This is a genomic window from Clostridium tunisiense TJ (genome assembly GCF_000300195.1).
Lineage (GTDB): Bacteria > Bacillota > Clostridia > Clostridiales > Clostridiaceae > Clostridium_J > Clostridium_J tunisiense.
The window spans coordinates 1-24,320 of record NZ_AMQH01000009.1; the positions used below are offsets into that span (position 1 = coordinate 1).

Here is a 24,320-nt window from a genome sequence, read left to right on the forward strand (position 1 = left end):
TTTGGTGCTGAAGACCGGAATCGAACCGGTACGGTGTTTAACCACCGCAGGATTTTAAGTCCTGTGCGTCTGCCAGTTCCGCCACTTCAGCAGGCTTTATGTTTCTGTCACCTCTCAGCGACAATACTTATTATAAGTCATAGCCACATATATGTCAACACTTTTTTATAGTTTTATTTTTATTGATAATTTAACAGCTAAACCCATTGATTTATCTAGCATAAAGTTCAAAAGAGTGCTAGATACTAGCACTCTTTATATAAAGATTATCTTTAATAACTTGAACCTTTTTTACTATATCCACGACCTTTTCCATCTTGATGTTTCTTCAGGTCTTGGAATCTTTCTTCGCTATCTTTTAAAAACTTAGACATCCTATCCTCAAAGCTTCCCGTTGAGGAAACTTTTGTTTTTTCCTTGTCCCAGTCAATTTCTACTGGCTTCACGGATTTTTTAGGAACACCTGCTTGTTTTATGGATAAGCTCATTTTGCCATTGTCATCCACGGATATAATTTTAACTTTAACTACATCCTCTTCTTTTAAATGATCCCTAACATTTTTAACAAAAACATCAGACACCTCAGAGATGTGAACTAAACCTGTTTTACCTTCCACTTCAACAAAAGCACCAAAATTAGTTATATTGACTACTTTACCTTCTACAATACTTCCAGCCTTTAAGGTCATATTAAAAAGACTCCTCCTTAAATATAGATGATTATATAATTATATATAATGACATAGTTAGAAATAGTTTACTAACCTATCAAAATAACTTTATTTATTTCCACTGCTATCTATTACAGGAGCCTCTCCTTCTTTTACCAGCCCTAACTTTTCCCTTGCTAACTTTTCAATATAGTTCAAGCTTTGAGATAGCTTAACCTCATCCTGTAATTTCTCATTTTCCTCTTTTGTTTTTTGAAGCTCCACAGTGTACTTTTTAAGTTCAACTTTTTGTTTATGCATAATAATTTGTTGGTTTATAAGAGTATAACAAACATATGCACCAATTAATAGTAATAATAAGTTTTTTTTCTTAAACTTTTTCATCTCACCACTCATCCTTTCAAATGAATGAGTTAACTTAGGCATATAAACTACATTATAATGCCTTATTACTAATTGTTAAACTCATAAGTATATTTTAATTTGAATTTATCATTTGTTCAAGCTATTTATCTTATTATTTTTAATTTTTTCTTAGTATTTTATAAAACAATACCCTTATAGGATAAGTTATAATGTAAAATACTATTCTAAAAGTTGTTAAAAGAAATATCAATAGTTTATGAAGAGTTTTAACAAAGCCTTTGCTTATAAGCTTTAAATATATCAATAAACCTATAGCAATATATACAAAAACATTAAAACTCATATATGCATAGCTTGTGTACATCATAAAAACAAAAATAAAAATTCCTGTTAAAATCCAAAATAATAAGTCCTCTACAGCTGTAATGAACTTATTTAAACTTTCAATACCTCTAATAATTCTATATATATCAAATAATATTCCTATGAGCATTCCACCTATTATGCTAAATACAAATAAGTTCACTTGCTCCGGCATAGAAAAAATCATATCTTCCCTACCTGAACAATCTAGCAATTATGCCATTTTGTTTTCTATGCTTTTTCTCTTCTGTAGTATAGACAATATACCCAATGTTCCCACTTATTATTACGTCTCCATTTTGAACATCTAGCTTGTTCATCTTTAATTCTTCGCCTCTAATATCCATATTGCCTAAGACAGTTTTAAGTAAGATTTGCTCATCATTGAAACTTATTATCTCTGTTACTCCATCTAGACTCATTTTTTTTCTATTTTCTAAAGCTAAATAACTTTTCTTGTTTTCAACCTTCACTTCTTTACTCTGTTCCATGTTATCCTCCTCATAAAATCACATACTAAAAAACATAGTAGGCTTTCTGAAAACTTTCAAGATGAACACTCATTTTATTCATCTTCAAAAACCTGAAGGAAACCAGGTTGAGCTAAGGTATAGGTTAAGTTTTAAGTTCGGTTTCCTCTAATAAAAAATATATGCAAAGAGGAGGATTTTATGACTACTCTGTATCTTCTTCTCCTGAAATTATTTCATACATGCTCTTAGCATCCTCTTTATTTACATGAGATGCTATATTCACTATTTTAGCCTTAAGGGTTTGCTTAGCAAATTGAATCTCAATTATATCCCCTTCATTAACTACAGTTCCTGCTTTTGCTGCCTTACCATTTATAGAAACTCTTCCACTTTCACAAACTTCTTTAGCTACAGTTCTTCTTTTAATTATTCTTGAAACTTTTAAATATTTATCTAATCTCATTTATATCACCTCAATGATTTTATATGATTTATATTATTGAAAAATCAATTAATTCACTTTCTTTTTCATACATGCCTTATTAGCTAAATCTAGCGAATACAAGTAGTTACCTAGTAAATTTAAATAATCTTAGTTTAATAAAATAATCTTATTGACACATAAATTTAAATAATCTTAGTTTAATAAAATAATCTTATTGAAACTTATGTGTCAATAAAGAAAAAAACCCAGATAGAAATCTAGGCTTTTTAAAGATTTAAGACTATTTGTTAACTATGTCTTTAAATTCTTTTCCTGCTTTGAATACTGGAACCTTTGAAGCTGGGATTTGAATTTCTTCTTTAGTTCTTGGGTTTCTTCCAGTTCTAGCAGCTCTTTCTCTAGTCTCAAAAGTTCCAAATCCAACTAATTGAACTTTTTCACCATTTGATAAAGCTTCCTCAACGCTGTCTATGAAAGCTTTTAAAAAAGTCTCAGTTTCCTTTTTAGTTAGACCAGCTTTTTCTGCCATGCTTGTTACTAATTCTGACTTATTCACTATTGTACCTCCTTAATCTTAACTGTAATGCTTATGTAATAATGTTTAACTATTAAAATATAAACATCACACATAGAATACCTAATAGCATATTCTTCAGTTTTTTTAAAAATCCTTCTAATCAGCTATAGTTTTAACAAATTTTTGCTAAATTAAACACTTTTTGCTTCATTCCACAGCTGATCCATTTCGTCCAGGGTCATATTTTTAATATTTAACCCTTTTCTTATAGCAGTTTCCTCTATATATTGGAAACGCTTGATAAATTTATCTATAGTATAATTTACTGCAAACTCGGGGTCAATGTCAAGAATTCTTGCAATATTTACTGTGGCAAATATCAAATCCCCAACTTCTTCTTCTATTTTTGCCCTTTTATTGGATTTATATACATCTTTTACCTCTTGAAGTTCCTCTATAACTTTATCCATAGCAGGTGCTACATCTGGCCAATCAAACCCCACTTTAGCAGCCTTTTTTTGAACCTTTTCTGCTCTTAAAAGTCCTGGTAAGTTTTTAGGCACATGTTTTAAGGTATCAGTATAACTCTTAAATTCCTTTTCTTTTACTTTTATTTCTTCCCAATTAGTTAAAACTTCATCGCTATCTCTAACTTGCACATCACTAAACACATGAGGATGTCTAGATATCATCTTTTCTGTTATACCTTTAATAATATCATTAATGTTAAAGTATCCTTCTTCCTTACCAATCTGTCCATGGAATACTACTTGAAGGAGTACATCACCAAGTTCTTCAACTAATTTTGTATCATCTTTTTCATCTATTGCCTCTAAAACCTCATAACATTCTTCGATTAAATATCTTTTTAAAGACTCGTGAGTTTGTTCGAAATCCCAAGGACAACCATCTTCTCCACGTAGCACCTCCATAACCTTTAAAAGATCATGAAAATCCTTTGTATTCTCCAAATCCTTAGGAATATAAACAGATGTTAAATAATCTATATCTTCTTGTCTATCAAGATCATATAGTTTAATCTTCCTTATACTTTCAAGCCCCTTAACCCCTGCTGCTCTAACAAAATATATGTCAGTATCATCTTTGTAGTATTCTAATAGAGCAAGTTTTGTTTCCGATGCTATTAGAGGGTTGTAAACCTGAGTTATTATAAGCCCAACCCTTTTATCCATTACCTGATTGGCTATATCAAAAGCATCAACTATTTTTATCCCTTCAATTGGGTCTATTTTTAGGCTCTCCATTACTGCGTCGATAAAGCTTACTGCTGGTAGTATCTCTGTTTCTATAGCCCTTTCTTCGCACGCCTTTAAAAGAAGTGTTACAGACTTTTCTGCAACCAGCGGATGGCCTGGAACTGCGTAAACAACATCCTTGTAAATGTTATGCTTTTCTATAATATCCTTTGAAATAGCACTATACACCTCATCAAAAGAATCATAGCTTTCGTAAAAAGAGTCATAAGTGTCAAATACCACTCCCAAAGACTTTAGATATTCAACATTAGGATGTTTTTCTGTCCTTAAGAGCACCTTGTCACAAGACTTTAATAATTCTAAGGTCCCTATAGTCAACGCATCCTTTGCCCCTGGGCCCAAACCTACTATTTTAATCATATTTGTATCTCTCCTTGTATCCTTTTGTATTATAAACATCCTTCAAAGTTCCTAATGAAAAAAAACTTGTTCATTATTTAAAACTTTTAATGTCTCATAAATTTTCCCCTTATATCTTCCATTGAAAATATACCTAATACTATTACTAATACTGTAAAAATTGCTACTCCCACTATTATGGAAACCAAGCAAGAAATCCCATTACTCATTGTATAATTATAGACATTATTATAGCTAAATACAACAAAAATTATCATCGTAAGAGATGCTATCAGTGGCTTTAGTAGCACTTCAGTTATACTGAGTTTTACCTTCAATACCCTTGAGACCTGTATATAATTTAAAAGTGCAGTAGTAGTATATCCAAAAATAGTGCCTATAACTGCTCCATAGATATTTACAGAGCTTTGAGCAACGAAGAAATAGGACAACACAACCTTAACCAAGCATCCCCCAATAAGATTGTAAACTGGAATCATATACCTTCCACAACTTTGTAATAGTGAAGTGGTTGTCTGTGTAATTATAATAAAGGGGATTGAAATTGAAAGAAATTTTAATATTTCATAACCTGCAACATCCTTCATAAATACCAATCCCATTATTGGCTTTGCTAAGAAATATAAGCCTAAAAAACTTGGTATTCCTATTACAAAAGATAGTTTATAAACCATCTCAACTCTTCTTTTCAGTTCCACAGTTCTAAAGGTGGCATAAGCCTCAGAAACTATAGGTACTAAAGCAGCACAAAGGGCCATAGACACTGCTAAGGGTATATTCTGAAGGGTTACAGCCTTACCTGTAAGCTGCCCGTATAAGATTGCGCTATCTTCAAGAGAGTACCCTGCTACAAGTAACCTTTGAGGAACTACAACTGAATCTATTAAAGACATAACGGTGCCTACCGCTGCTCCAATTGATACCGGGAGTGCTGCTTGAGCTATAAGTCTTACCATACTACCCTGTCTTTTCCTTTGAAACTTCGGTAATTCTTTACTCGCTCTAAAATAATTAAACATTAGGTAAAAGCTTCCTAATGCTCCTCCAATCACAGTTCCTAGTGCTGCACCTCCTGCCGCATATTCTATACCCTTTGGCATTAACAGATAAGCAAATAGCACTCCACATACTACTCTCCCAATCTGTTCAACGATTTGAGAAATACCAGTATAAGTCATATTTTGCATACCTTGAAAAAACCCTCTAAGTGTACACATTATACAAACAAATATAGGTGCAATAGAAATAACCATAAATGAATAATAAGACTTAGTATCCCATTTCAAAGTTGTTATTATTTCTTTTGAAAAGAATAGCATAACCAATGATGCAATGACTCCTATAGGAATCATAATTAAAAGAGTTTCCCTAAAAATTTGTCTCACAGCATGTACATCATTTTTCGCATTGAATTCAGAAATCAGCTTAGACATAGCTATTGGAACTCCTGATGCTAATGCAACAAAGGTCATGTAAAGAGGATAAGACATTTGATAGTATCCCATTCCTTGGTCTCCAATTAAAGCTTGAAGTGGTATTCTAAAGAATAAACCTAGAAACCTAGCGAATATAGTAGCTGCTCCTAAAATCATGGTTCCTTTTATTAAAGATTGCCTTTTCATATACTCCCCCCATAAAAGCAAGTCTTATTTTCTATTATAGAGAATCTACGTCAAGACTTAACTTATAAACCAGGCCTCCCTTGTTCTTTCAAAGCTTTTCAAGATGAATAAACCATATTTATTTCAGCTTGAAAGTCTATATATGAACTATGCTTGAAATTCAAATTCTCAACTTAGTACCCTATATATTAAACTTGCCTATACTATAAATATTTACTTTCCAAGGGGTTTATTACTGATATGACAAATAATGAGAATGTGATTTTGTTTAGATCGCTTAAAACTATTCTAACACTATGTATTCTTTTTATACTTGGCCTTATAGGTGCTTGCATTATTTACTAATAATTAATGCCTTAAAAGATCTTTCTAGTAACTAAGTTACACTCCTCCAATATGTGAATTTTGTATGAAGATGTTTATTATGAATATTATTGGATAGTATTGAAAAGGGAATGGAAATATGATGGTTTCAAAATACAAGTAGTAGCATTTTCTATTATTAAAAGTATTTATAATACCTATTAATAATAGAAAATTATAAAACTAAGAGTAATGGCGTAGCTACGCCACGCCATTACTCTTCCATCTGTTTTCCTAGGAATGCAGATGCTGTTTCAGCTAATTTTAGTTCTAAGTCTCCAAACTTCACATCTTTTTCCTTAGAAACTATAACTACAGCTCCAATAGCATCTCCTCCTGCCATTATAGGTGCTATAACCTGTGAATTATATACTGTTTCATCCTCATCGTTATAAAGTGGTATTGCCTTTTCTGAACCTTCCCCTAGTATAATCGCCTTACGACTGTTCATTATTTTTTCAAGTTCAGAACTTACTTTTTTCTCAATGTATTCTTTTTTAGGACTTCCGCTTACGGAAATTAAATTATCCTTATCGCTTATAATTACTATATGTCCTATAGTTTGTTGAAGAGCCTCACTATACTCCTTAGAGAATTCACTCAATTCTTCTATTGGTGAATACTTCTTAAGAATTACTCCACCCTCTCTATCAGTGAATATCTCAAGAGGATCTCCTTCTCTTATTCTAAGTGTTCTTCTTATTTCCTTAGGAATTACAACACGACCTAGGTCATCTATACGTCTTACTATACCAGTTGCCTTCATTTATTAATTCCTCCTTAACTCACTAAACTTATATACTAGTGGTATTATTATCTTTCTTAATTCCAAATTTTATACACATTAGTAAAAGTTTAATTAAAAAGAAATTTAATAATTCATTTGATAATTCTCCAAAATAAAAGAGTCATGAAAATTCACGACTCTAAAATTTGTTATTTTAACTTTTCTTCATAAACTTTAATCTTTGCTTCATCCTGCCATTTTTTCATTGTCTCTTGCCAATTTTGGTACTTCTTCTGATCAGTTAAAGATGTTCTAATACTTTCTTTAACATCTTCAAACTTCTTAACTGGGTATTCTTCCTTATCTAGAGCTTTAATAACATGAAACCCAAATTTTGTTGCTATAGGGGCTTTTGTATATTCCCCTTTTGGTACGCTAATAGCTGCTAACATAAAAGTTTTGTCATATTGTTGAGTTTCATACTCAATCCAACCTAAGTCTCCACCATTATCCTTTGTACCATCAGTTCCCTTTTCCTTTGCAAGGGCAGCAAAATCCTCACCCTTATTTAATCTTTCTATAATAGCCTTAGCTTCCTCTTCAGTTTTAACTAAGATATGTGCTGGCTTAATTCTGTTTGGTTTCTCTGTATACTTAGTTTGATTTGAATCATAATCTTGTTTAATTTCCTCATCAGTTGCAGCAACGTCTTTAACAACATGCTCATAGACCATATTTGATATAACAGAAGGTCTTAATTCTTTTAAAAGATTTTCTTCAGTCATTTTAGCTTGTGTTAAAGCCTCTTTATATTTTTCATCACTTTCAAAAGAAGCTTTTATATCTGCAAGTTGCTTTTGAACTTCTTCATTAATCTTTTCTTCACTAGGTAGAACTTTAAGCTCTTCAGCTTTTTTATTTATAATAACATCATTTACCATAGTATCTAAAATACTTGTTCTTTGCTCAGCTAAATATTGTTTAGCCTGCTCATTAGTTTCGTAGTTTTCTCCGAATTGAGCCTTCACACTCTCAAGAACTGGAGCAAGTTCTTCATCAACCTGTCCTCTTGTAATTTTCTTATTATAGACCTTAGCTACTACAGTTTTATTCACACCTTCTGGTGTCTTTTCAACAAGTCCACAGCCTACGACTGATATAGACATAGCAGTTATTAACGCTGCAGCAATAACCTTTTTAACGTTTCTCAATTTATTATCCCCCATTCTGGCTAATCTTTATTTATATTATTATATTGTAGCATAAAACTCGTATCATTGTATACACTTGCTAACACCTAATGCTCCTCCATAGTTTCATACAGAATAAGTATTATTATACAAATTCACTATGACAACTAGGTGACAGTATTATGAATAAAGTGTTAAGGAGCCAAATTACATTTTACTAATTTTCCAAAAGAATAATTCCTCAGTTTTCATTAGTTCTTAACTACTTCTAAAGCAGCAGTTTAGTCTGTTTCTAAGATGAATGCCCCAAATAAATTTATTCATTATTTGGCTTCTTTTTTACCACTGCCCTCATATTTTTAACAATTTCTATTAAATGCTTTACTACTACTTCCTTCTTTATACCTTTAAACTTCCATCCAAGAACTGGAGCCTCGCCCATCTTAAAAGCTATTTCTTTTCTATAGTTTTCTAGGATAAATCTCACTAACTCCGGTGTCAGATAGCTTTTGTTTTGGAAAGTAATAAGAATTTCACTTCCCACTTCTTTTATCTCTACTATACCAAGATCCTTACAAAGCGATCTTACATAAGCTATATCCATTAGATTGTAGACCGTGTTCGGTATGTCCGAGAATCTATCCTCTATTTCCTCTTGTAATTCCATCATGTATTCATAAGAATCAATAGATGCAATCTTCTTGTAAACCTCAATTTTTTGTGTTTCATCCACAATATAGCTACTTGGTATATATGCATCAATCTTAATATCTACCGTAGTCTCTATAGGCTCCTTATCAATATCTCCTTTAATAAACCTTACTGCATCCTCAAGCATTCTACAGTATAAATCATATCCCACTGTAGACATATGTCCATGTTGAGCTGATCCCATAATGTTACCTGCTCCTCTTATTTCAAGATCTCTCATAGCAATTTTAAAACCTGACCCTAGCTCTGTAAAATCTTTAATAGCCTTAAGCCTTTTTTCAGCTACTTCTGTCAATACCTTATCCTTCATGTAGGTAAAATAAGCATAGGCAATTCTATTAGTTCTACCTACCCTTCCCCTTAGCTGATAAAGTTGTGAAAGTCCCATCTTATCAGCATCATAAATTATCATAGTATTAGCATTTTGTATATCTATACCTGTTTCAATTATGGTTGTACATACTAATAAATCATATTTTTTGTCAATAAAGTCTAATATTATCTTTTCTAATTCTCTCTCTGTCATTTGTCCGTGAGCTACAGCAATTCGAGCTTCAGGAACAAGCTTTGATAAATAGCTTGCCATATCATTTATGGTTTCAACTCTATTGTAAACAAAGAACACCTGTCCATCTCTATTTAACTCTCTCATTATAGCATCACGTGTTAATTGGTCATTAAACTCAACTACATAGGTTTGAACTGGGTATCTTTCTTCTGGCGGAGTTTCAATAACACTTATGTCTCTCACTCCTGTCAAAGACATATGAAGAGTTCTTGGAATTGGTGTTGCTGAAAGAGTTAATACATCGATATTTTTTCTTAAATCTTTTATTTTTTCTTTGTGAGTTACACCAAATCTTTGTTCTTCATCAATTACTAATAACCCCAAATCTTTAAACAATACGTCTTTTTGAAGAATTCTATGAGTTCCAATTAGAATATCTACATTTCCTTCCTTTAATGCCTTTAAGGTAGCCTTAACCTGAGCTGGTGTTCTAAATCTACTTATCATCTCTACTCTTACTGGAAAATCTAAAAACCTCTTCTTCATGTTCTTATAATGCTGTTCCGCTAATATGGTAGTTGGCACAAGCATTGCTACCTGTTTACTATCCATAACACACTTAAAGGCAGCTCTTATAGCAACCTCAGTTTTACCATATCCCACATCTCCACATAGAAGTCTATCCATAGGTTTATTGCTTTCCATATCCCTTTTTATATCCTCTATAGAAGTTAACTGATCTGGTGTTTCATCATACGGAAACTCCTCTTCAAATTGTTTTTGCCAAATAGTATCCTCTGAGTACTTGTGTCCCTTTAAAGTGGCGCGGATTGCATAAAGCTTTACCAAATCCTCTGCAATATCTTCAATGGACTTTTTAACCTTATTCTTAGCCTTAATCCAATCGCTACCGCCTAGTTTGTTAACCTTTGGAGCCTTACCTTCACTTCCAATGTACTTTTGTACCATATCAAGTTGTTCAGCAGGCACATATAAGGTATCTCCAGAATTATAGGAAAGCTCTAAAAAGTCTTTTTTATGTCCTTGTACCTCTAATTGCTTAATCCCCTTATATACTCCAATTCCATGGTTAACATGAACTACATAATCTCCAAGTTTAAGTTCTGTGAAACTCTTAATCTTTCCTACACCTTTTTTGTTACCTCTTCTTACAGACTTTCTCTTAGATTGTCCAAAGACCTCACTATCAGATATTACGCAAACCTTAAGTTCTGGATACTCAAAACCCTTTGAGGCATTTCCAAAGGTAACTACTACCTCCCCCTGCTCAATGCTAGAAACAATATCTCTATACGTAGCTTCAATCCCTCTATCTCTAAGAGTCTCAATAAGCCTTTCTCCCCTAGTTCTAGTACCTGAAAGAATTAAAGTTCTATATTTTCTTTCTTTTTTTTCTTTAATATCTTCAATAAGCATGTCTAATTGACCATGATAATCGTGAATAGTAATCTGCGAAAAAGCTGCAATGGTTCTAGGTGCTAAATGCTTAGCTGTTTTAGTAATAGCTTCTAAGGTCATCACCTTACTAACTTCTAACTCTTCAATAATTCTTTCTTTAGATAACAATAATTCTCCCTGTTTAGGAAGTATGTTACCCCTTCTTAAAAAGTTTTCGTAGTTTTCCCTAAACTCAAAGTTTACACTTTCAAGTTTTCCTACGCACCTTTGAACATCATCTATAACAATAAAACAATTTTTCATATAGTCAAAAAGAGTAGAAGGCTTATCATAAAAATAACTAATATAACTATCTAAGGTTTCGAAGGACCAGGTTTCTTTTAGGAGTTCTAGATTATTATTAATAGTAGATGTTAATCTCTCTATAGCGTCTTTATCCTTTTTCTTTTTAAAACCTTCTAATGTAACATTAAAGTCCTCCTTAATCTTATTGTAGGCACTATCAATGTGACTATTGGTTAAGATAACTTCTTTTGCAGGAAAAATATCTACAGTTTGCACTTTTTCAATACTTCTTTGAGTGTCTGTATTAAAAGTTCTTATAGAATCTACCTCATCATCAAATAGTTCAATCCTATAGGGTAGCCCACTGGTTGGAGGGTAGATGTCAATAATGCCCCCTCTTACAGAAAACTGTCCTTTTGTATCTACAACTTCACTTCGTTCATAGCCTGCTTCAATAAGCCTTTGCGATAATTCTCTTATATCAATTACATCTTCCACAGTAATATTAAAACTATGGCTAGTGAAGAGTTCTACTGGGGCATAGGTTGAAGCCAATGCCTCTGCTGAAGTAATAATTACCTTTTGCCCTTCCTCCAGCATCTTCTTTATAACCTTTAATCTTTCCCACCTTAAATCTCCTGAAATTGCATCTGCATTGTAAAAAACAACTTCTTTAGTTGGAAAGTAGTAAACATCATTAAGATAAAAAGATAAATCCTCATAGATATTTTTTGCTTCCACATCACTATGGGTAACCACTAACATTTTTTCATTTATTTCATTTAAAACCCCATATAATAAATAACTTTTTGAAGACTCAGAAAGACCATAAACACCAATAGGATACTTCCTATTGTCTATGGCCTTAGATATATCCTTAAATTGTTCACTTAGAATAAGGGGTGTCATTAAACCCTTTAATCTCAAACTTACCACCTCTCAAAATTCCGTCTATACTTAAAATATTTAATATGAGACTTCAACTTCGCCCTCCTTAAAAGCCTATAATGTATCAAAACACCTTCGTGTTCAAGCTACTTTTCCAATTTGATTCCTTATATATAAATAACCAGACTGCTTCCTATAAAATCATAGCTACTACTCTGCTTTAAACCCATTAAATTTGTTCATAGCCTCAGAAATGCCCTCTTTAATTATAACTTCTACAGCCTCTATTGAAGCCTTAAATGCTTTTTCTACTTGCTCCCTATCTTCCTTAGAGAATCTTCCAAGAACGAAGGGAATTAAGTCTTCCTTCGGTTGTCCAACTCCTACTTTAATCCTTGGAAACACATCCGTAGATAAATGCATGATAATGTTTTTTATACCATTATGTCCTCCTGCACTACCTTTTCTTCTAATTCTAAGGCTTCCTGGTTCAAGACTTATATCATCATAAATTACTATTACTTTATCATTGGGAATTTTATAAAAATCACATATTTCTCTAACACTCTCACCACTTAAATTCATAAAGGTTTGAGGTTTTAAGAACAACACTTTTTCTCCATTTATTATAGTTTCCCAATATATACCTTTAAATTTTGTCCTGCTAGGTCCAAAATTATACTTCTCCTTACATAAATCAATAATATCAAATCCTACATTATGCCTTGTTTTATCGTACTTATCTCCTGGATTCCCTAGTCCTACTACTAAATACATCTAATACTACCTCCAAACTTCTACTCTGTACTTCACTGGTCCCATAAAATCAATAATTTTAGAACACATAATATATTATACTAAAAAATCTACATAATCAAAATTCTTTGTTTATCTATGGAATAATAAAACCTTAATGTAATTTTGCATATAAATATTAATCAGAAATAAAAGTAGTATGTTCATATCATACTACTTTTATTTCTGTTTAACTTTTATTTTAATGTCTAAAATCTTATACTGTCCGTTATTAAATACTTTGCACTTTACTATTTCTTCCGAAGTAACTTTTTTTATAGCTCTATTCATATCTTTTATATACTTAATTTTTTCTCCATTAAACTCCATTATTATATCTGTAGGTTGTAATCCCGATATATAGGCCTCACTATTTCTTATTACTTCTTTTACATAAACGCCCTGAACCCCTTCTTTACTTTCAGGAATTGCTTCCTCTGCATGAATTCCTATAACTGTTCTTAGCAAGTTTTCTCCATTTAGTATTTCATTTATAAATTGTTTTGCATCTTCTATAGTCATATAGAAGCTACTCTTTATAGTACCTTTAGCATGATTCATAGCAATACTATTTATACCAATAAGCTCTCCCTTAGTATTACACAAAGCGCCACCACTATTAATGGAACTTGGAGCAATATTAGTTTGAATAATATTTAATGCAGAATGAACTCCAGTATTTTTATCCACAGTTATCAAAGGTTCACTAACGCTTATTACACTTCCATTCTTTACGTTTTCATTAAAGGCTCTTCCCACTGGATTTCCTATACTCAAAACCTGGTTTCCATGTTCTAATCCCACAGCACTGCCTAATTTTATAGCTGGCACTAATTCAGTTTCAATTTTTATTACAGCTAAATCATAGGTAGTATTAACCCCAATAATACTTGCTTCATAGACTAAGTCATTATAAAGCTTAACCTTTATAGCCTTTGCATCATCTATTACATGGTAATTAGTAACTATATATCCACCTTCCTTGAAGACTACTCCAGAGCCACTGTCTATCTCCATTACTCTTTCTGAGTCTCCTATAACCTTGACAATGGATACAACTGACTTAGCCACCTTACTCCCTATTTCATTATAATTAACTTCATTGATTAAATTTGATACTGTATCTTCTTCATTTGCTGCGCGATTTTTTGACACTGTAGTGCTGTTCAATATGAATGCAGTACATGCTCCTGACACAGAAGCTACCACTAAATATACTATAGTAAAAGCTATAAACCTTTTCTTATAGTTTTTCTTTTTCTTGTTGAACTTAATCTTTCCACTATAATCCTCTTCCATATTGTTTGATTCTTTAAAGCTATCCACAGTGTCACCTCACTAAATACCTTTATAAAACTACTATATATTCTATAACTTTTTACCCAAACTTAATGTAAATGTAAACATAACTCCATTTTCCTTATTTTCTACCCATATTTCCTCATCAAATAATGTGATTATTTTCTTTACAATAGAGAGGCCAAGACCCGTACTAACTTTTTGGGTTCTCGATTTATCTCCCTTGTAAAACCTATCCCAAATATACTTGATATCTTCCTCTTGGATAGCTGGTCCTTCATTAAATATGGATATGAAAGCTTTTTTACCCTTGCTCTTGCATGAAATAGTTACAAGTCCACCCTCATCTGCATATTTAATAGCATTATCTAAAAGATTAGTTATAACCTGCATAATTTTATCTTCATCTGCCATTGCTACAAGCTCATCTTCTTCAAAAAAAACTTGAACATTGAGTTTCTTATCTTTAACTCTTGCCTCATTCCTAAGTATACAAAGTCTTACAACTTCGTTTATATCTAAGGCCTTCATTTGAAGCTTAAACTTTCCTGATTCTACTGCAGAAAGGTCTAAAAGTTCATTGATAAGTCTTGTAAGTCTTTGAATTTCTTCGTAGGCTATTTTTAAGTAATATTCCTCTTTTTCCTTTGGAATAACTCCATCTAAAATCCCACCTATAAAACCTTTTATAGATGTTATTGGAGATCTTAATTCATGAGATACATTAGAAATAAACTCTTTTCTATTCTGCTCTACCTTCTCTAATGAATCCGCCATTACATTAAAGGATTCTGCAAATTCTCCAATTTCATCATGGGATTGAACCACAACCCTCTTATTCACATCTCCAGCCGCTATTTTTCTAGCCACCACATTCATCTCAGAAATTGGGGTAACAATTATTTTTTTAATAGAATAATAAATTACAATACTGGATGCAATAACTGCTATTACAGTTGAAACCCATATGATTTTAAATACATTATTTAAAGATTTATTAAGAGTTGACATTGACACATTGATAATTGCTGCTCCATTAAATTGCCCATTTTGACCTTTAATAGGTTCTCCTAAAACATAAAACTTCTCATGAAGAAAAAAGTTGTCGTAATTGCTACTAATAAGCTCAAAATAACTTCCTTGGCTTAAAGTTTCTAGTTGTTGAACAAAAAGTTGCTTACCTATGAATGGCTTAAATTTATTAGAAGTTGCTACATAAACATAACCACTTTTATCAATTAGCAATATATCATCATTGATATACCCTGAAATGAATCTTATAGACCCATTTAGCTCTTCATAGGGTATTCCTCCCTGCAAATATTCATTTGCAAGTCCTTCAATAATAGAAACCTGATTGTTTAATTGGTCTTTTCTATTTTTGATGAAATAATCCTGAATCCAATAGGATAAAAAAGCCGCTATAATGGTAAGACTTATGGAAATTATTACAGTATAGGTTATTACCATTTTAGTAAACAAGCTGTTTTTAACCATTACTTCACCTCAAATTTATAGCCTACACCCCAAACAGTTTCAAGTTGCCAAGTATCTCCACCAGCAATCTTTTCTCTTAATCTTTTTATATGAACATCTACTGTTCTTGAATCTCCTGGGTAATCATATCCCCAAACCTCACATAGTAATTGTTCTCTTGTAAAAACTCTATTTTTGTTACTAGCAAGATAATATAACAATTCGAATTCCTTAGGTGGCATTTTTATTTCCTGACCCCTATATGTTACGTTATAGGAATTAACATCAATAACTAAGTTCTCAAAGGATAACGTTTCCTTATTGTCCACTTCTGAAGTGTATCTTCTTAATACAGCTTTAACTCTAGCCATAAGCTCTTTTGGTTCAAAAGGCTTAACTATGTAGTCATCTGCTCCAAGTTCTAATCCTAATACTTTATCAAAAGTTTCTCCCTTTGCAGTTATCATAATAACTGGAGTTTCATGCTCTTTTCTAATCCATTTTAATACATCTATTCCATCCATGTATGGAAGCATCACATCAAGGAGTACTAAATCTGGTTTAAAGCTCACAAACAATTCCTGAGCTTCCCTTCCATCGTTTCCAACCTTTGTTGTGTACCCTGCACTTTCTAAATACATCTTTAAAACTTCACTTATATTTTTATCGTCATCAACAACTAATACCTTTCCAATTGTACCTTCCATATTAAATCCTCCACTCTAAAAAAATTTCTATATAAATTCTACACTCTTTTAAATCAATATAATATTATGCTTATACATAATCTTATATTGATTTCTTAGAACCTTTCAGACATACCTACATTTAACTTTTGCCTTAGAAGCCCGTGTCTTCTATTTTACACCATTTTTACTTTGTATTATATAATAATACCCAATAAATTTGAGAAATTTTCTGTAAAATTAATATAATTAACAAAATATTTATAAAAAACATGCGTTACAGCTAAAGTAACGCATGTTTTTTATAAATTATATTCTATTAATTATTCTTAGTCAAATAATTTACTTACAGAAACATCTTCATAAATTCTCTTAATAGCTTCTGCAAAAATTGGCGCTACAGATAAAATTTTAATCTTATCTATTGCTTTTTCTTCTGGTAAATGAATTGTATCTAACATTATTAATTGCTTAATAACCGAATCCTGAATTCTTTCAATAGCAGGACCTGATAATACTGCATGAGTACAGCAAGCATAAACTTCTTTAGCTCCCATTTTTACTAAAGCATTAGCTCCGTTACAAATAGTTCCTGCTGTATCAATCATATCGTCAATTAAGATAACTCTTTTACCTTTAATATCTCCTATAACATTCATAACTTCAGCCACATTTGCCTTTGGTCTTCTCTTATCTATAATTGCTATTGGTGCATTTAATCTATCAGCAAATTTTCTAGCTCTTGACACGCTTCCAAGGTCTGGAGAAACAACAACTACATCTTCTTGGTCTGCAAAGCCATTTTCAACAAAGTAGTTACTTAGTATAGGTGCTCCCATTAAGTTATCTACTGGAATATTGAAGTAGCCTTGAATTTGAGCTGCGTGTAAGTCCATAGTTAAAACTCTATCAGCTCCTGCAGCAGTAATTAAATCTGCAACTAGTTTTGCTGTGATTGGATCTCTTGCCTTAGCTTTTCTGTCTTGTCTTGCATATCCGTAATAAGGCATAACTGCTGTAACTCTTCCTACTGATGCTCTCTTAAAGGCATCAATCATTATTAATAACTCCATTAAGTTATCATTAACTGGGGCACTTGTTGGTTGAATTACAAACACATCAAGTCCTCTAACAGTTTCTGCAATGTTTACAGATATTTCTCCATCGCTAAAAGTCCCTACTTGAGACTCACCAATTTTAAGTCCTAGTCTATCTGCGATGTCTTGAGCTAGTTTTGGATAAGAATTACCTGTGAAGATTTTAATGTTTTTTCCATGAGTTATCATTATGTATAGTCCTCCTATTTTGTTTTATTTGTGTTATTATTTATTTTTTGTTGTATTTTTCATAAACCCAGTTTTCTTTGTTTACTTGTTTTGCTCTAGCAATTGCTAGTGAACCTTTTGGCACCCTATGTGTAATTGTAGACCCCGCTGCAATATAAGTGTCCTTTTCTACAACTACAGGAGAAATAAGATTTGAGTTACATCCAATAAACACATTATCTTCTATAACAGTTTTATTCTTACTTCTACCATCATAATTTACAATTACTGTTCCACAACCAAAGTTACAATCACGGCCTACTTCTGCATCTCCTATGTAAGTTAAGTGAGATACCTTTGTTCCATCACCAATAGTTGATTTTTTAATTTCTACAAAGTCACCTATTCTTGCATTCTTACCAATATTAGTGTCTGGTCTTATATATGCAAAAGGACCTACTGTAGTATTTTCTCCAACATTACTGTCTAGAACTACTGAATTTTGCACTGTAACATTATTTTCAATAACAGAATTACTAATTCTATTGTTTGGGTACAGAATACAATTATCTTTAATTACTGTATTTCCTTGAAGCATATTTCCTGGATAAATCACAGTATCTTTTCCAATTTTAACATTCCAGTCTATATAAGTAGATTTTGGATCAATGATTATTGCTCCATTCTCCATATGTTTCTTATTAATTCTTTCTCTCATGATAGATTCAGCTGCTGCTAGTTCTACCTTGGAATTTACTGCGGTAATTTCCTCTACAGTTACGTCAACAGCTCCAACTTTTTTTCCTTCTTTTTTTAAAATTTCAATTACATCAGTTAAATAGTATTCCCCTTGATTATTATTGTTATTAAGTTTTGATAAGGTATTTAAAAGATCTTCGATATCAAAGCAATACATTCCTGAGTTAATTTCCTTAACCTCTATTTCTGATGGAGTACAATCTTTAAACTCTACTATTTTTTCTACTTCACCTTTAGAATTTCTTATAATTCTACCGTATTTTGCTGGTTCCGCCATTATGGAAGTTAGGATTGTTGCATTATAATTTCCTTCTTCATGATAATTAACTAAGTTATTAACAGTACCTTCTGTAATAAGAGGACCATCTCCTACAAAAATTGCAACTGATCCAGTTTTACCTTTTAAGAATTCCTCTGCACACATTACTGCATGGCCAGTACCTAATTGCTCCTCTTGAACTGAGTAGTAAATATTTCTGCTTTCGGTACCTTTTCTAACTTTTTCAGCACCTTTTCCAATAACTACATTTACATCTTCTATATTGCAACTTCTTATGTTATCTATTACATGGTTTATCATTTCCTTGCCACACACTTGATGTAGTACCTTTGGCGTATCTGAATTCATTCTCTTTCCTTCACCAGCGGCTAAAATAATAGCACATTTATACACTCTCAACACCTCTTTAATAACATTTTTCAAGGCTATTCCCTTCATCTTCTTCAAAGCATAACCTCTATATGAATGAATATTTATTAAGAGCTTCCACTCCTTCTAAAATTACCGAATAAAGTAACCTTATTCACCATTTAACGAATAATATATACTCTTGTAGAAAAATCATTAGTGATACCCATATATAACATTCCTCTTTATTATATTTTATGTGACAAACTTTTTCAATAACCGAAGGCTTTATTAGAAAATTCAATTAACATTCACATATTTTTATTATGTTCGTATTATATTACATTCTTGCGAAATACTTATTGTGTAAAATTAAAGTTGTCAGAACCTCATTGTGGTAAATATCCTTATTAACCATGGGAATTGTAGTTAATCTTAGTTGCTTATAACTTTAATTGTTATGAATTTTTATTGTTAACAACTAAAACTGATTGTAACAGTAACTTCCAGTAAGGGTATTTATTTCAAAATAAAAAAAAGGAGATAATTACTCCTTTTTTCTTAGTTACTTATTTCATCTACTAAAGGCTCTTCATTCTTAACTTTTTCGTATTCATCAAGAATTGCCTTTTGTATTTTTTCTCTAGTTTCTGTATTGATTGGATGTGCTATGTCCTTAAATTCTCCATCTGGAGTTTTTCTACTTGGCATAGCGATAAAGTTTCCGTTTTGTCCTTCTATAACTTTTATATCATGAACAACGAATTCATTATCTAAAGTTATAGATACGATAGCTTTCATTTTTCCTTCACTAGCTATCTTTCTTATTCTCACATCAGTAATTTGCATGTATTCCACCTCCAAGATGTTGTTGAATTAGTTATTCTCCATTTCCATCGAAAATCCTTCTAATATTCTGAAAAATTTAATATTTTAAGTCAATTTAACACATAAATTTATCGACATTTATGGAAAATTATTACTAAATCTACTTTTCATCAGTTCCTTCTTTTGTATAATGTATATATTTTTCTCTCATATAAAGCAAATTTGAGAATTTCACTTTTATGTGAATTCATTTAGGCTTTTTCAAAGATTTTTATATACAATATTAAAACTATAGCCTGGAAGCTTATATAACATGAAAATTTACATGTTTTTAGAAGGGCTAACTATAGCTACTCCTTCTTCATCTATGCCTGAAAATTCCACTAAGGAAACATAATCTTTTACAAGCTTATCTTTCATCTCTATGTTGTCAATTAAGAAGCCACAACCTAAAAGTTCGCTGTCGAATTCATTAAGTAGCTCCTTTATGCCCTTAGCAGTTCCTCCTGCTCTCATAAAATCGTCAATGAAAATACATTTGCTATTTTTATTCATTGATTTTCTTGAAAGAGACATGGTTTGAAGTCGATTGCTTGAACCCGATGCATAATTAATGCTCACAGTGGTCCCTTCTGTGAATTTGGTATCATGTCTTACTGTAACCAGCTGAATTCCTAGTTGCTTTGCTACCTCATAAGCAAGTGGAATACCTTTGGTTTCTATAGTTACGACATAGTCCACCTCTAGATGAGAAAACCTGGATGCTAGCGCTACTGCTGCATTGTGTATTAGAGCTGGATTATAAGCAATATCAGTAATATATAAAAAATTTCCTGGAATTACTCTGGAACTTTCTCTTAGTGCTTTACAAAGTTCCTGTAAAAACCTATCTTTCTCACTATCTGATATATTATTTATAAACTTAACTCCACCTGCAGCTCCTGCAACGGTTTCAACCTTTCCCATTGATAGCTCTTCTAATATTTCTCTCACAATAACTATATCTTCACTAACAGTAGACTTAGCTGCATTAAATAGTTCTGTAAAAGTACTTAAATTTATCACTGTATTAGGGTTTTCAGTCAAAATTTTAGTAATTCCAACTACCCTTTCATTTCTACTAAACTTATCATTACCTTTTCCCATGGCTATACAAACCTTTCCGAATCTTTATTATTATACTTTTATTATTTTATAGTTTTTTCCTTCATATTACAATTATTTTCGCAAAGTATATTTTTAATTTATTATTTACTTAAGTTCGGATATATAAACCTATAGGATTTTCAGCATAGATTTTACCCATGTTTTAGAAGTATAATTCCCCCCATCCTTTTTATGTGTGCTTCTTTGCATAAAAATTTAACTTTGGTGGGAGCTAAATTTCCTTTCAAAGTCTCTCTACAAAATGAACTTGTTCATTATTTAAAGGAACAGACTTACCTCTTAAGTCTGTTCCTTATCTGTTATATATTCATTAATTATAATATATGACAAGCTACAAAGTGGTTCTTTTCTATTTCCCTAAGTTTAGGAAGTTCTTCACTGCAAATCTTTTTTGCGTATTTACATCTTGGTGCAAATCTGCAGCCTGGTTTTGGATTAATAGGGCTTGTTACTTCACCTTCTAAAGGTATTTGAACCTTAGACTTACCTACTATTGGGTCTGCAATTGGAATGGCTGATAGTAAAGCTTGAGTATAAGGATGAAGCGGCCTCTCATATAGATCATTACTTCCTCCAAGTTCAACTAGAGTTCCAAGGTACATAACTCCTACCCTATCAGATATATGCCTTACCATGGATAAGTCATGAGCGATAAACAGGTATGTTAGCCCCATTTCCTTTTGAAGCTCAATTAATAGATTTACTACTTGTGCTTGAATAGAAACATCAAGAGCTGAGATAGGCTCATCACATACTATAAATTCTGGGTTTATAGCAAGTGCTCTAGCTATACCTATTCTTTGTCTTTGCCCTCCTGAAAACTCATGAGGAAATCTTTGAGCATGCTCAGAATTTAATCCAACCTTATCTAGCATTTCTTGTATTTTATCTATTCTTTCTTTACCCTTGTAAAGTCCGTGAATATCAATTCCTTCAGCTATGATATCGCCAACTGTCATTCTAGGATTTAAGGAAGCATAAGGGTCTTGGAATATTATTTGAGCTTTTTTGGAGAAACTTCTAAGTTCCTTAGGATTAAGGGAATGAATATCTCTTCCCTCATAGATAACCTCTCCACCAGTGGCAGAATATAATCCTAAGATAGTCTTTCCACAGGTGGTCTTCCCACAACCGGACTCCCCTACCAGTCCTAAGGTTTCACCTTTTCTTATATAAAAGCTTACATCATCTACTGCATTTAGTGTAGCTTTTCTTCCAACCTTAAAATATTTCTTTAGATTTTTAACTTCTAATAATATATCATTAGGCTTTTTTTCTTCCATTACTCAATACCTCCTGCTCTAAGTGGAGATTCCACTCTTGGTGCCTTAGGATGCATAAGCCAACAAGACACTGAATGAGTATCACTGATCTTTGTTGAGCCAGGCATTTCTTCAAGACATGCCTGCATACAGTAATCACACCTTGCTGCAAATGGGCATCCTACTGGTGGCTTTAATAGGTCTGGCGGAGTTCCGCTAATTGAATATAATGAAGCTTTATTCTTTGAATTTAACTGTGGTGCAGATTTTATAAGTGCCCAAGTATAAGGGTGCTTAGAATTATAGAATATTTCTTCAGTTGTGCCCCTCTCAACTATGAGACCCGAATACATAACCTGTACCCTATCAGCCACTGTAGCCACTAAACCTAAATCATGAGTAATCATTATTATTGAGGTTCCAAACTTAGTTTGAAGATCCTTCATAAGTCCCATTATTTGAGCCTGTATAGTAACGTCTAGTGCTGTAGTGGGCTCATCTGCAATTAATATCTTAGGATTACAAGCAAGAGCTATAGCTATGGATACCCTTTGTCTCATTCCCCCTGAAAATTGATGAGGATATTGGTTTGCTCTTTTTTCAGCATTAGGGATTCTAACTAGCTCGAGAATTTTTACTGCTTCTTTTAAGGCCTCATTTTTATTTAGACCTCTATGAATTATTAAGCTCTCTGCAATTTGATGTCCAATCTTAGTTGTAGGATTTAAAGAGGTCATAGGATCTTGAAATATCATGCTTATTTCCCCACCTCTTAAGTCAATGAGCTCTCTTTTACTCATTTTAAGTATGTCTTTTCCACAAAAATTAATCTCTGATTCCTTTTTTATTTCCCCTGGTGGAGTTTGTATTAATCTTAATATAGCCTTTGAAGTAACTGTTTTTCCGCAGCCTGACTCTCCAACTATAGCTAGAGTTTCAGCCTTATCTAAATGAAAGCTTATCCCTCTTACAGATTGAACCTCTCCAGCATAGGTATGATAAGAAACCTTTAAATTATTAACTTCTAATAACTTTTCCATATGTGTACCCCCTTATTGACGAAGCTTTGGATCTAGAGCATCTCTTAACCCATCACCAAGCAAGTTGAAGCATAACATTGTTAAGCTTATTAATATTGCTGGGAATAATAACTGATAGGGATGGAATAAGAATGTTGTCCTAGCATCTGCAGCTAAGGCACCCCAACTGGTACTAGGTGGTTGAATTCCAAGTCCTACAAAACTTAGGAAAGCTTCAGTAAAGATCAGTCCTGGAATTTCCATAGTAAGTACAACTATAACAATGCTCATGATATTGGGAACTACATGTTTTGCAATAATTCTAAAGGGTTTTGCCCCCAAAGCCTTAGCAGCTGCTACATATTCAAGTTCCTTTATTTGAAGCACCTGCCCTCTAACCATTCTGGCAGTTCCTATCCAACCTGTTATGGTTATGGCAATAATTAGTGATACTAGCCCTGGCTTTAGTAAAAGTGAGATAAGAATTATAACTACCATATCTGGTATACAGCCTATAATTTCTATAATTCTCATCATTATATTGTCAACAACTCCACCAAAGTACCCTGCTACTCCTCCATATACTAACCCAATTAATATATCTATGACTGCCCCAACGATTCCAATAATGATTGAAACTCTACCTCCGACCCAAATACGAGCAAACAAATCTCTTCCAACACTGTCCGTTCCAAACCAATGCTCTGCATTGGGTCTTACATTTCTTGCCTTAGCATCAATTGCTGCAAAGTCAAATTTAGCCATATAAGGTCCTATAACTGTCATGATTGCAATTATGATTAATAAAACTAATGCTATCATAGCTACTTTATTTTGCTTTAATCTTCTTCTTGCATCCTGCCAATAGCTCATGCTAGGACGATTAATCTTTTCACTATTTAAATTATTACAGCCTATAATAGCCAGTTTTTCTGAACTCATTTCAGACAT

22 protein-coding genes and 1 tRNA gene are annotated in these 24,320 nt (G+C 32.4%); all 23 read right to left on the reverse strand.

Going from position 1 to position 24,320, the window contains the following annotated elements:
• Positions 1-2: 2 nt before the first annotated feature.
• Positions 3-91: transfer RNA gene (locus C661_RS0107845), tRNA-Leu, on the reverse strand.
• A 181-nt stretch (positions 92-272) separates the two neighbouring features.
• Positions 273-689, reverse strand: a complete 417-nt coding sequence (locus C661_RS0107850; RefSeq protein WP_017414760.1) for a S1 domain-containing RNA-binding protein — start codon at positions 687-689, stop codon at positions 273-275.
• Between the two features lie 90 nt (positions 690-779).
• The gene (locus C661_RS0107855; RefSeq protein ID WP_017414761.1) at positions 780-1,055 is read right to left on the reverse strand and encodes an FtsB family cell division protein; all 276 of its coding nucleotides are present in this window, start codon (positions 1,053-1,055) and stop codon (positions 780-782) included.
• A 139-nt stretch (positions 1,056-1,194) separates the two neighbouring features.
• A complete protein-coding gene (gene yabQ / locus C661_RS0107860) occupies positions 1,195-1,587 on the reverse strand; it encodes a spore cortex biosynthesis protein YabQ (protein WP_017414762.1) in 393 nt (130 codons plus the stop codon).
• A 7-nt stretch (positions 1,588-1,594) separates the two neighbouring features.
• On the reverse strand, positions 1,595-1,891 hold the full coding sequence (gene yabP / locus C661_RS0107865; RefSeq protein WP_017414763.1) for a sporulation protein YabP: 297 nt from the start codon (positions 1,889-1,891) through the stop codon (positions 1,595-1,597).
• A gap of 184 nt (positions 1,892-2,075) precedes the next feature.
• Positions 2,076-2,336 carry an RNA-binding S4 domain-containing protein gene (locus C661_RS0107870; RefSeq protein ID WP_017414764.1) on the reverse strand — a complete coding sequence of 87 codons (261 nt, stop codon included), beginning with the start codon at positions 2,334-2,336 and terminating at the stop codon, positions 2,076-2,078.
• Between the two features lie 262 nt (positions 2,337-2,598).
• The gene (gene hbs / locus C661_RS0107875) at positions 2,599-2,874 is read right to left on the reverse strand and encodes a non-specific DNA-binding protein Hbs (protein WP_017414765.1); all 276 of its coding nucleotides are present in this window, start codon (positions 2,872-2,874) and stop codon (positions 2,599-2,601) included.
• A gap of 152 nt (positions 2,875-3,026) precedes the next feature.
• Positions 3,027-4,472, reverse strand: a complete 1,446-nt coding sequence (gene yabN, locus C661_RS0107880; RefSeq protein ID WP_017414766.1) for a bifunctional methyltransferase/pyrophosphohydrolase YabN — start codon at positions 4,470-4,472, stop codon at positions 3,027-3,029.
• 86 nt (positions 4,473-4,558) lie between these two features.
• Positions 4,559-6,094, reverse strand: a complete 1,536-nt coding sequence (locus tag C661_RS0107885) for a putative polysaccharide biosynthesis protein (RefSeq protein ID WP_017414767.1) — start codon at positions 6,092-6,094, stop codon at positions 4,559-4,561.
• 577 nt (positions 6,095-6,671) lie between these two features.
• Positions 6,672-7,223, reverse strand: a complete 552-nt coding sequence (spoVT, locus tag C661_RS0107890) for a stage V sporulation protein T (RefSeq protein WP_017414768.1) — start codon at positions 7,221-7,223, stop codon at positions 6,672-6,674.
• Between the two features lie 170 nt (positions 7,224-7,393).
• Positions 7,394-8,395 (reverse strand): peptidylprolyl isomerase, encoded by a 1,002-nt coding sequence (locus C661_RS0107895; RefSeq protein ID WP_017414769.1) that lies wholly within the window; start codon positions 8,393-8,395, stop codon positions 7,394-7,396.
• 295 nt (positions 8,396-8,690) lie between these two features.
• The gene (gene mfd, locus C661_RS0107900) at positions 8,691-12,224 is read right to left on the reverse strand and encodes a transcription-repair coupling factor (protein WP_017414770.1); all 3,534 of its coding nucleotides are present in this window, start codon (positions 12,222-12,224) and stop codon (positions 8,691-8,693) included.
• 171 nt (positions 12,225-12,395) lie between these two features.
• A complete protein-coding gene (pth, locus tag C661_RS0107905; RefSeq protein ID WP_017414771.1) occupies positions 12,396-12,962 on the reverse strand; it encodes an aminoacyl-tRNA hydrolase in 567 nt (188 codons plus the stop codon).
• Positions 12,963-13,160: 198 nt separating this feature from the next.
• Positions 13,161-14,306 carry a S1C family serine protease gene (locus C661_RS0107910; protein ID WP_017414772.1) on the reverse strand — a complete coding sequence of 382 codons (1,146 nt, stop codon included), beginning with the start codon at positions 14,304-14,306 and terminating at the stop codon, positions 13,161-13,163.
• A 42-nt stretch (positions 14,307-14,348) separates the two neighbouring features.
• Positions 14,349-15,776, reverse strand: a complete 1,428-nt coding sequence (locus tag C661_RS0107915) for a sensor histidine kinase (protein WP_017414773.1) — start codon at positions 15,774-15,776, stop codon at positions 14,349-14,351.
• Complete coding sequence (locus C661_RS0107920; protein ID WP_017414774.1) at positions 15,776-16,462, reverse strand: response regulator; 687 nt, start codon at positions 16,460-16,462, stop codon at positions 15,776-15,778. The genes C661_RS0107915 and C661_RS0107920 overlap by 1 nt, the downstream gene beginning before the upstream one ends.
• A 308-nt stretch (positions 16,463-16,770) precedes the next feature.
• Positions 16,771-17,727 carry a ribose-phosphate diphosphokinase gene (locus tag C661_RS0107925; RefSeq protein WP_017414775.1) on the reverse strand — a complete coding sequence of 319 codons (957 nt, stop codon included), beginning with the start codon at positions 17,725-17,727 and terminating at the stop codon, positions 16,771-16,773.
• A 40-nt stretch (positions 17,728-17,767) separates the two neighbouring features.
• Entirely contained in the window at positions 17,768-19,138 is a 1,371-nt protein-coding gene (gene glmU / locus C661_RS0107930; RefSeq protein WP_026050985.1) for a bifunctional UDP-N-acetylglucosamine diphosphorylase/glucosamine-1-phosphate N-acetyltransferase GlmU, read from the reverse strand.
• A gap of 516 nt (positions 19,139-19,654) precedes the next feature.
• Positions 19,655-19,942 (reverse strand): septation regulator SpoVG, encoded by a 288-nt coding sequence (gene spoVG, locus C661_RS0107935; protein ID WP_017414777.1) that lies wholly within the window; start codon positions 19,940-19,942, stop codon positions 19,655-19,657.
• A 300-nt stretch (positions 19,943-20,242) separates the two neighbouring features.
• On the reverse strand, positions 20,243-21,067 hold the full coding sequence (gene purR / locus C661_RS0107940; protein ID WP_017414778.1) for a pur operon repressor: 825 nt from the start codon (positions 21,065-21,067) through the stop codon (positions 20,243-20,245).
• A gap of 335 nt (positions 21,068-21,402) precedes the next feature.
• Positions 21,403-22,371, reverse strand: coding sequence for an ABC transporter ATP-binding protein (locus tag C661_RS0107945; RefSeq protein ID WP_017414779.1), 969 nt, complete (start codon positions 22,369-22,371; stop codon positions 21,403-21,405).
• A complete protein-coding gene (locus tag C661_RS0107950) occupies positions 22,371-23,390 on the reverse strand; it encodes an ABC transporter ATP-binding protein (protein ID WP_017414780.1) in 1,020 nt (339 codons plus the stop codon). The genes C661_RS0107945 and C661_RS0107950 overlap by 1 nt, the downstream gene beginning before the upstream one ends.
• A 12-nt stretch (positions 23,391-23,402) precedes the next feature.
• On the reverse strand, positions 23,403-24,320 hold the full coding sequence (locus tag C661_RS0107955; protein WP_017414781.1) for an ABC transporter permease: 918 nt from the start codon (positions 24,318-24,320) through the stop codon (positions 23,403-23,405).

Bases quoted from the DNA above. Each gene is read 5' to 3' on its own strand.
- C661_RS0107850 (WP_017414760.1), bottom strand. From the start codon at position 689: ATGACCTTAAAGGCTGGAAGTATTGTAGAAGGTAAAGTAGTCAATATA.
- C661_RS0107855 (WP_017414761.1), bottom strand. From the start codon at position 1,055: ATGAAAAAGTTTAAGAAAAAAAACTTATTATTACTATTAATTGGTGCA.
- yabQ (WP_017414762.1), bottom strand. From the start codon at position 1,587: ATGATTTTTTCTATGCCGGAGCAAGTGAACTTATTTGTATTTAGCATA.
- yabP (WP_017414763.1), bottom strand. From the start codon at position 1,891: ATGGAACAGAGTAAAGAAGTGAAGGTTGAAAACAAGAAAAGTTATTTA.
- C661_RS0107870 (WP_017414764.1), bottom strand. From the start codon at position 2,336: ATGAGATTAGATAAATATTTAAAAGTTTCAAGAATAATTAAAAGAAGA.
- yabN (WP_017414766.1), bottom strand. From the start codon at position 4,472: ATGATTAAAATAGTAGGTTTGGGCCCAGGGGCAAAGGATGCGTTGACT.
- C661_RS0107885 (WP_017414767.1), bottom strand. From the start codon at position 6,094: ATGAAAAGGCAATCTTTAATAAAAGGAACCATGATTTTAGGAGCAGCT.
- spoVT (WP_017414768.1), bottom strand. From the start codon at position 7,223: ATGAAGGCAACTGGTATAGTAAGACGTATAGATGACCTAGGTCGTGTT.
- pth (WP_017414771.1), bottom strand. From the start codon at position 12,962: ATGTATTTAGTAGTAGGACTAGGGAATCCAGGAGATAAGTACGATAAA.
- C661_RS0107915 (WP_017414773.1), bottom strand. From the start codon at position 15,776: ATGGTTAAAAACAGCTTGTTTACTAAAATGGTAATAACCTATACTGTA.
- C661_RS0107920 (WP_017414774.1), bottom strand. From the start codon at position 16,462: ATGGAAGGTACAATTGGAAAGGTATTAGTTGTTGATGACGATAAAAAT.
- C661_RS0107925 (WP_017414775.1), bottom strand. From the start codon at position 17,727: ATGATAACTCATGGAAAAAACATTAAAATCTTCACAGGTAATTCTTAT.
- spoVG (WP_017414777.1), bottom strand. From the start codon at position 19,942: ATGCAAATTACTGATGTGAGAATAAGAAAGATAGCTAGTGAAGGAAAA.
- purR (WP_017414778.1), bottom strand. From the start codon at position 21,067: ATGGGAAAAGGTAATGATAAGTTTAGTAGAAATGAAAGGGTAGTTGGA.
- C661_RS0107945 (WP_017414779.1), bottom strand. From the start codon at position 22,371: ATGGAAGAAAAAAAGCCTAATGATATATTATTAGAAGTTAAAAATCTA.
- C661_RS0107950 (WP_017414780.1), bottom strand. From the start codon at position 23,390: ATGGAAAAGTTATTAGAAGTTAATAATTTAAAGGTTTCTTATCATACC.
- C661_RS0107955 (WP_017414781.1), bottom strand. From the start codon at position 24,320: ATGTCTGAAATGAGTTCAGAAAAACTGGCTATTATAGGCTGTAATAAT.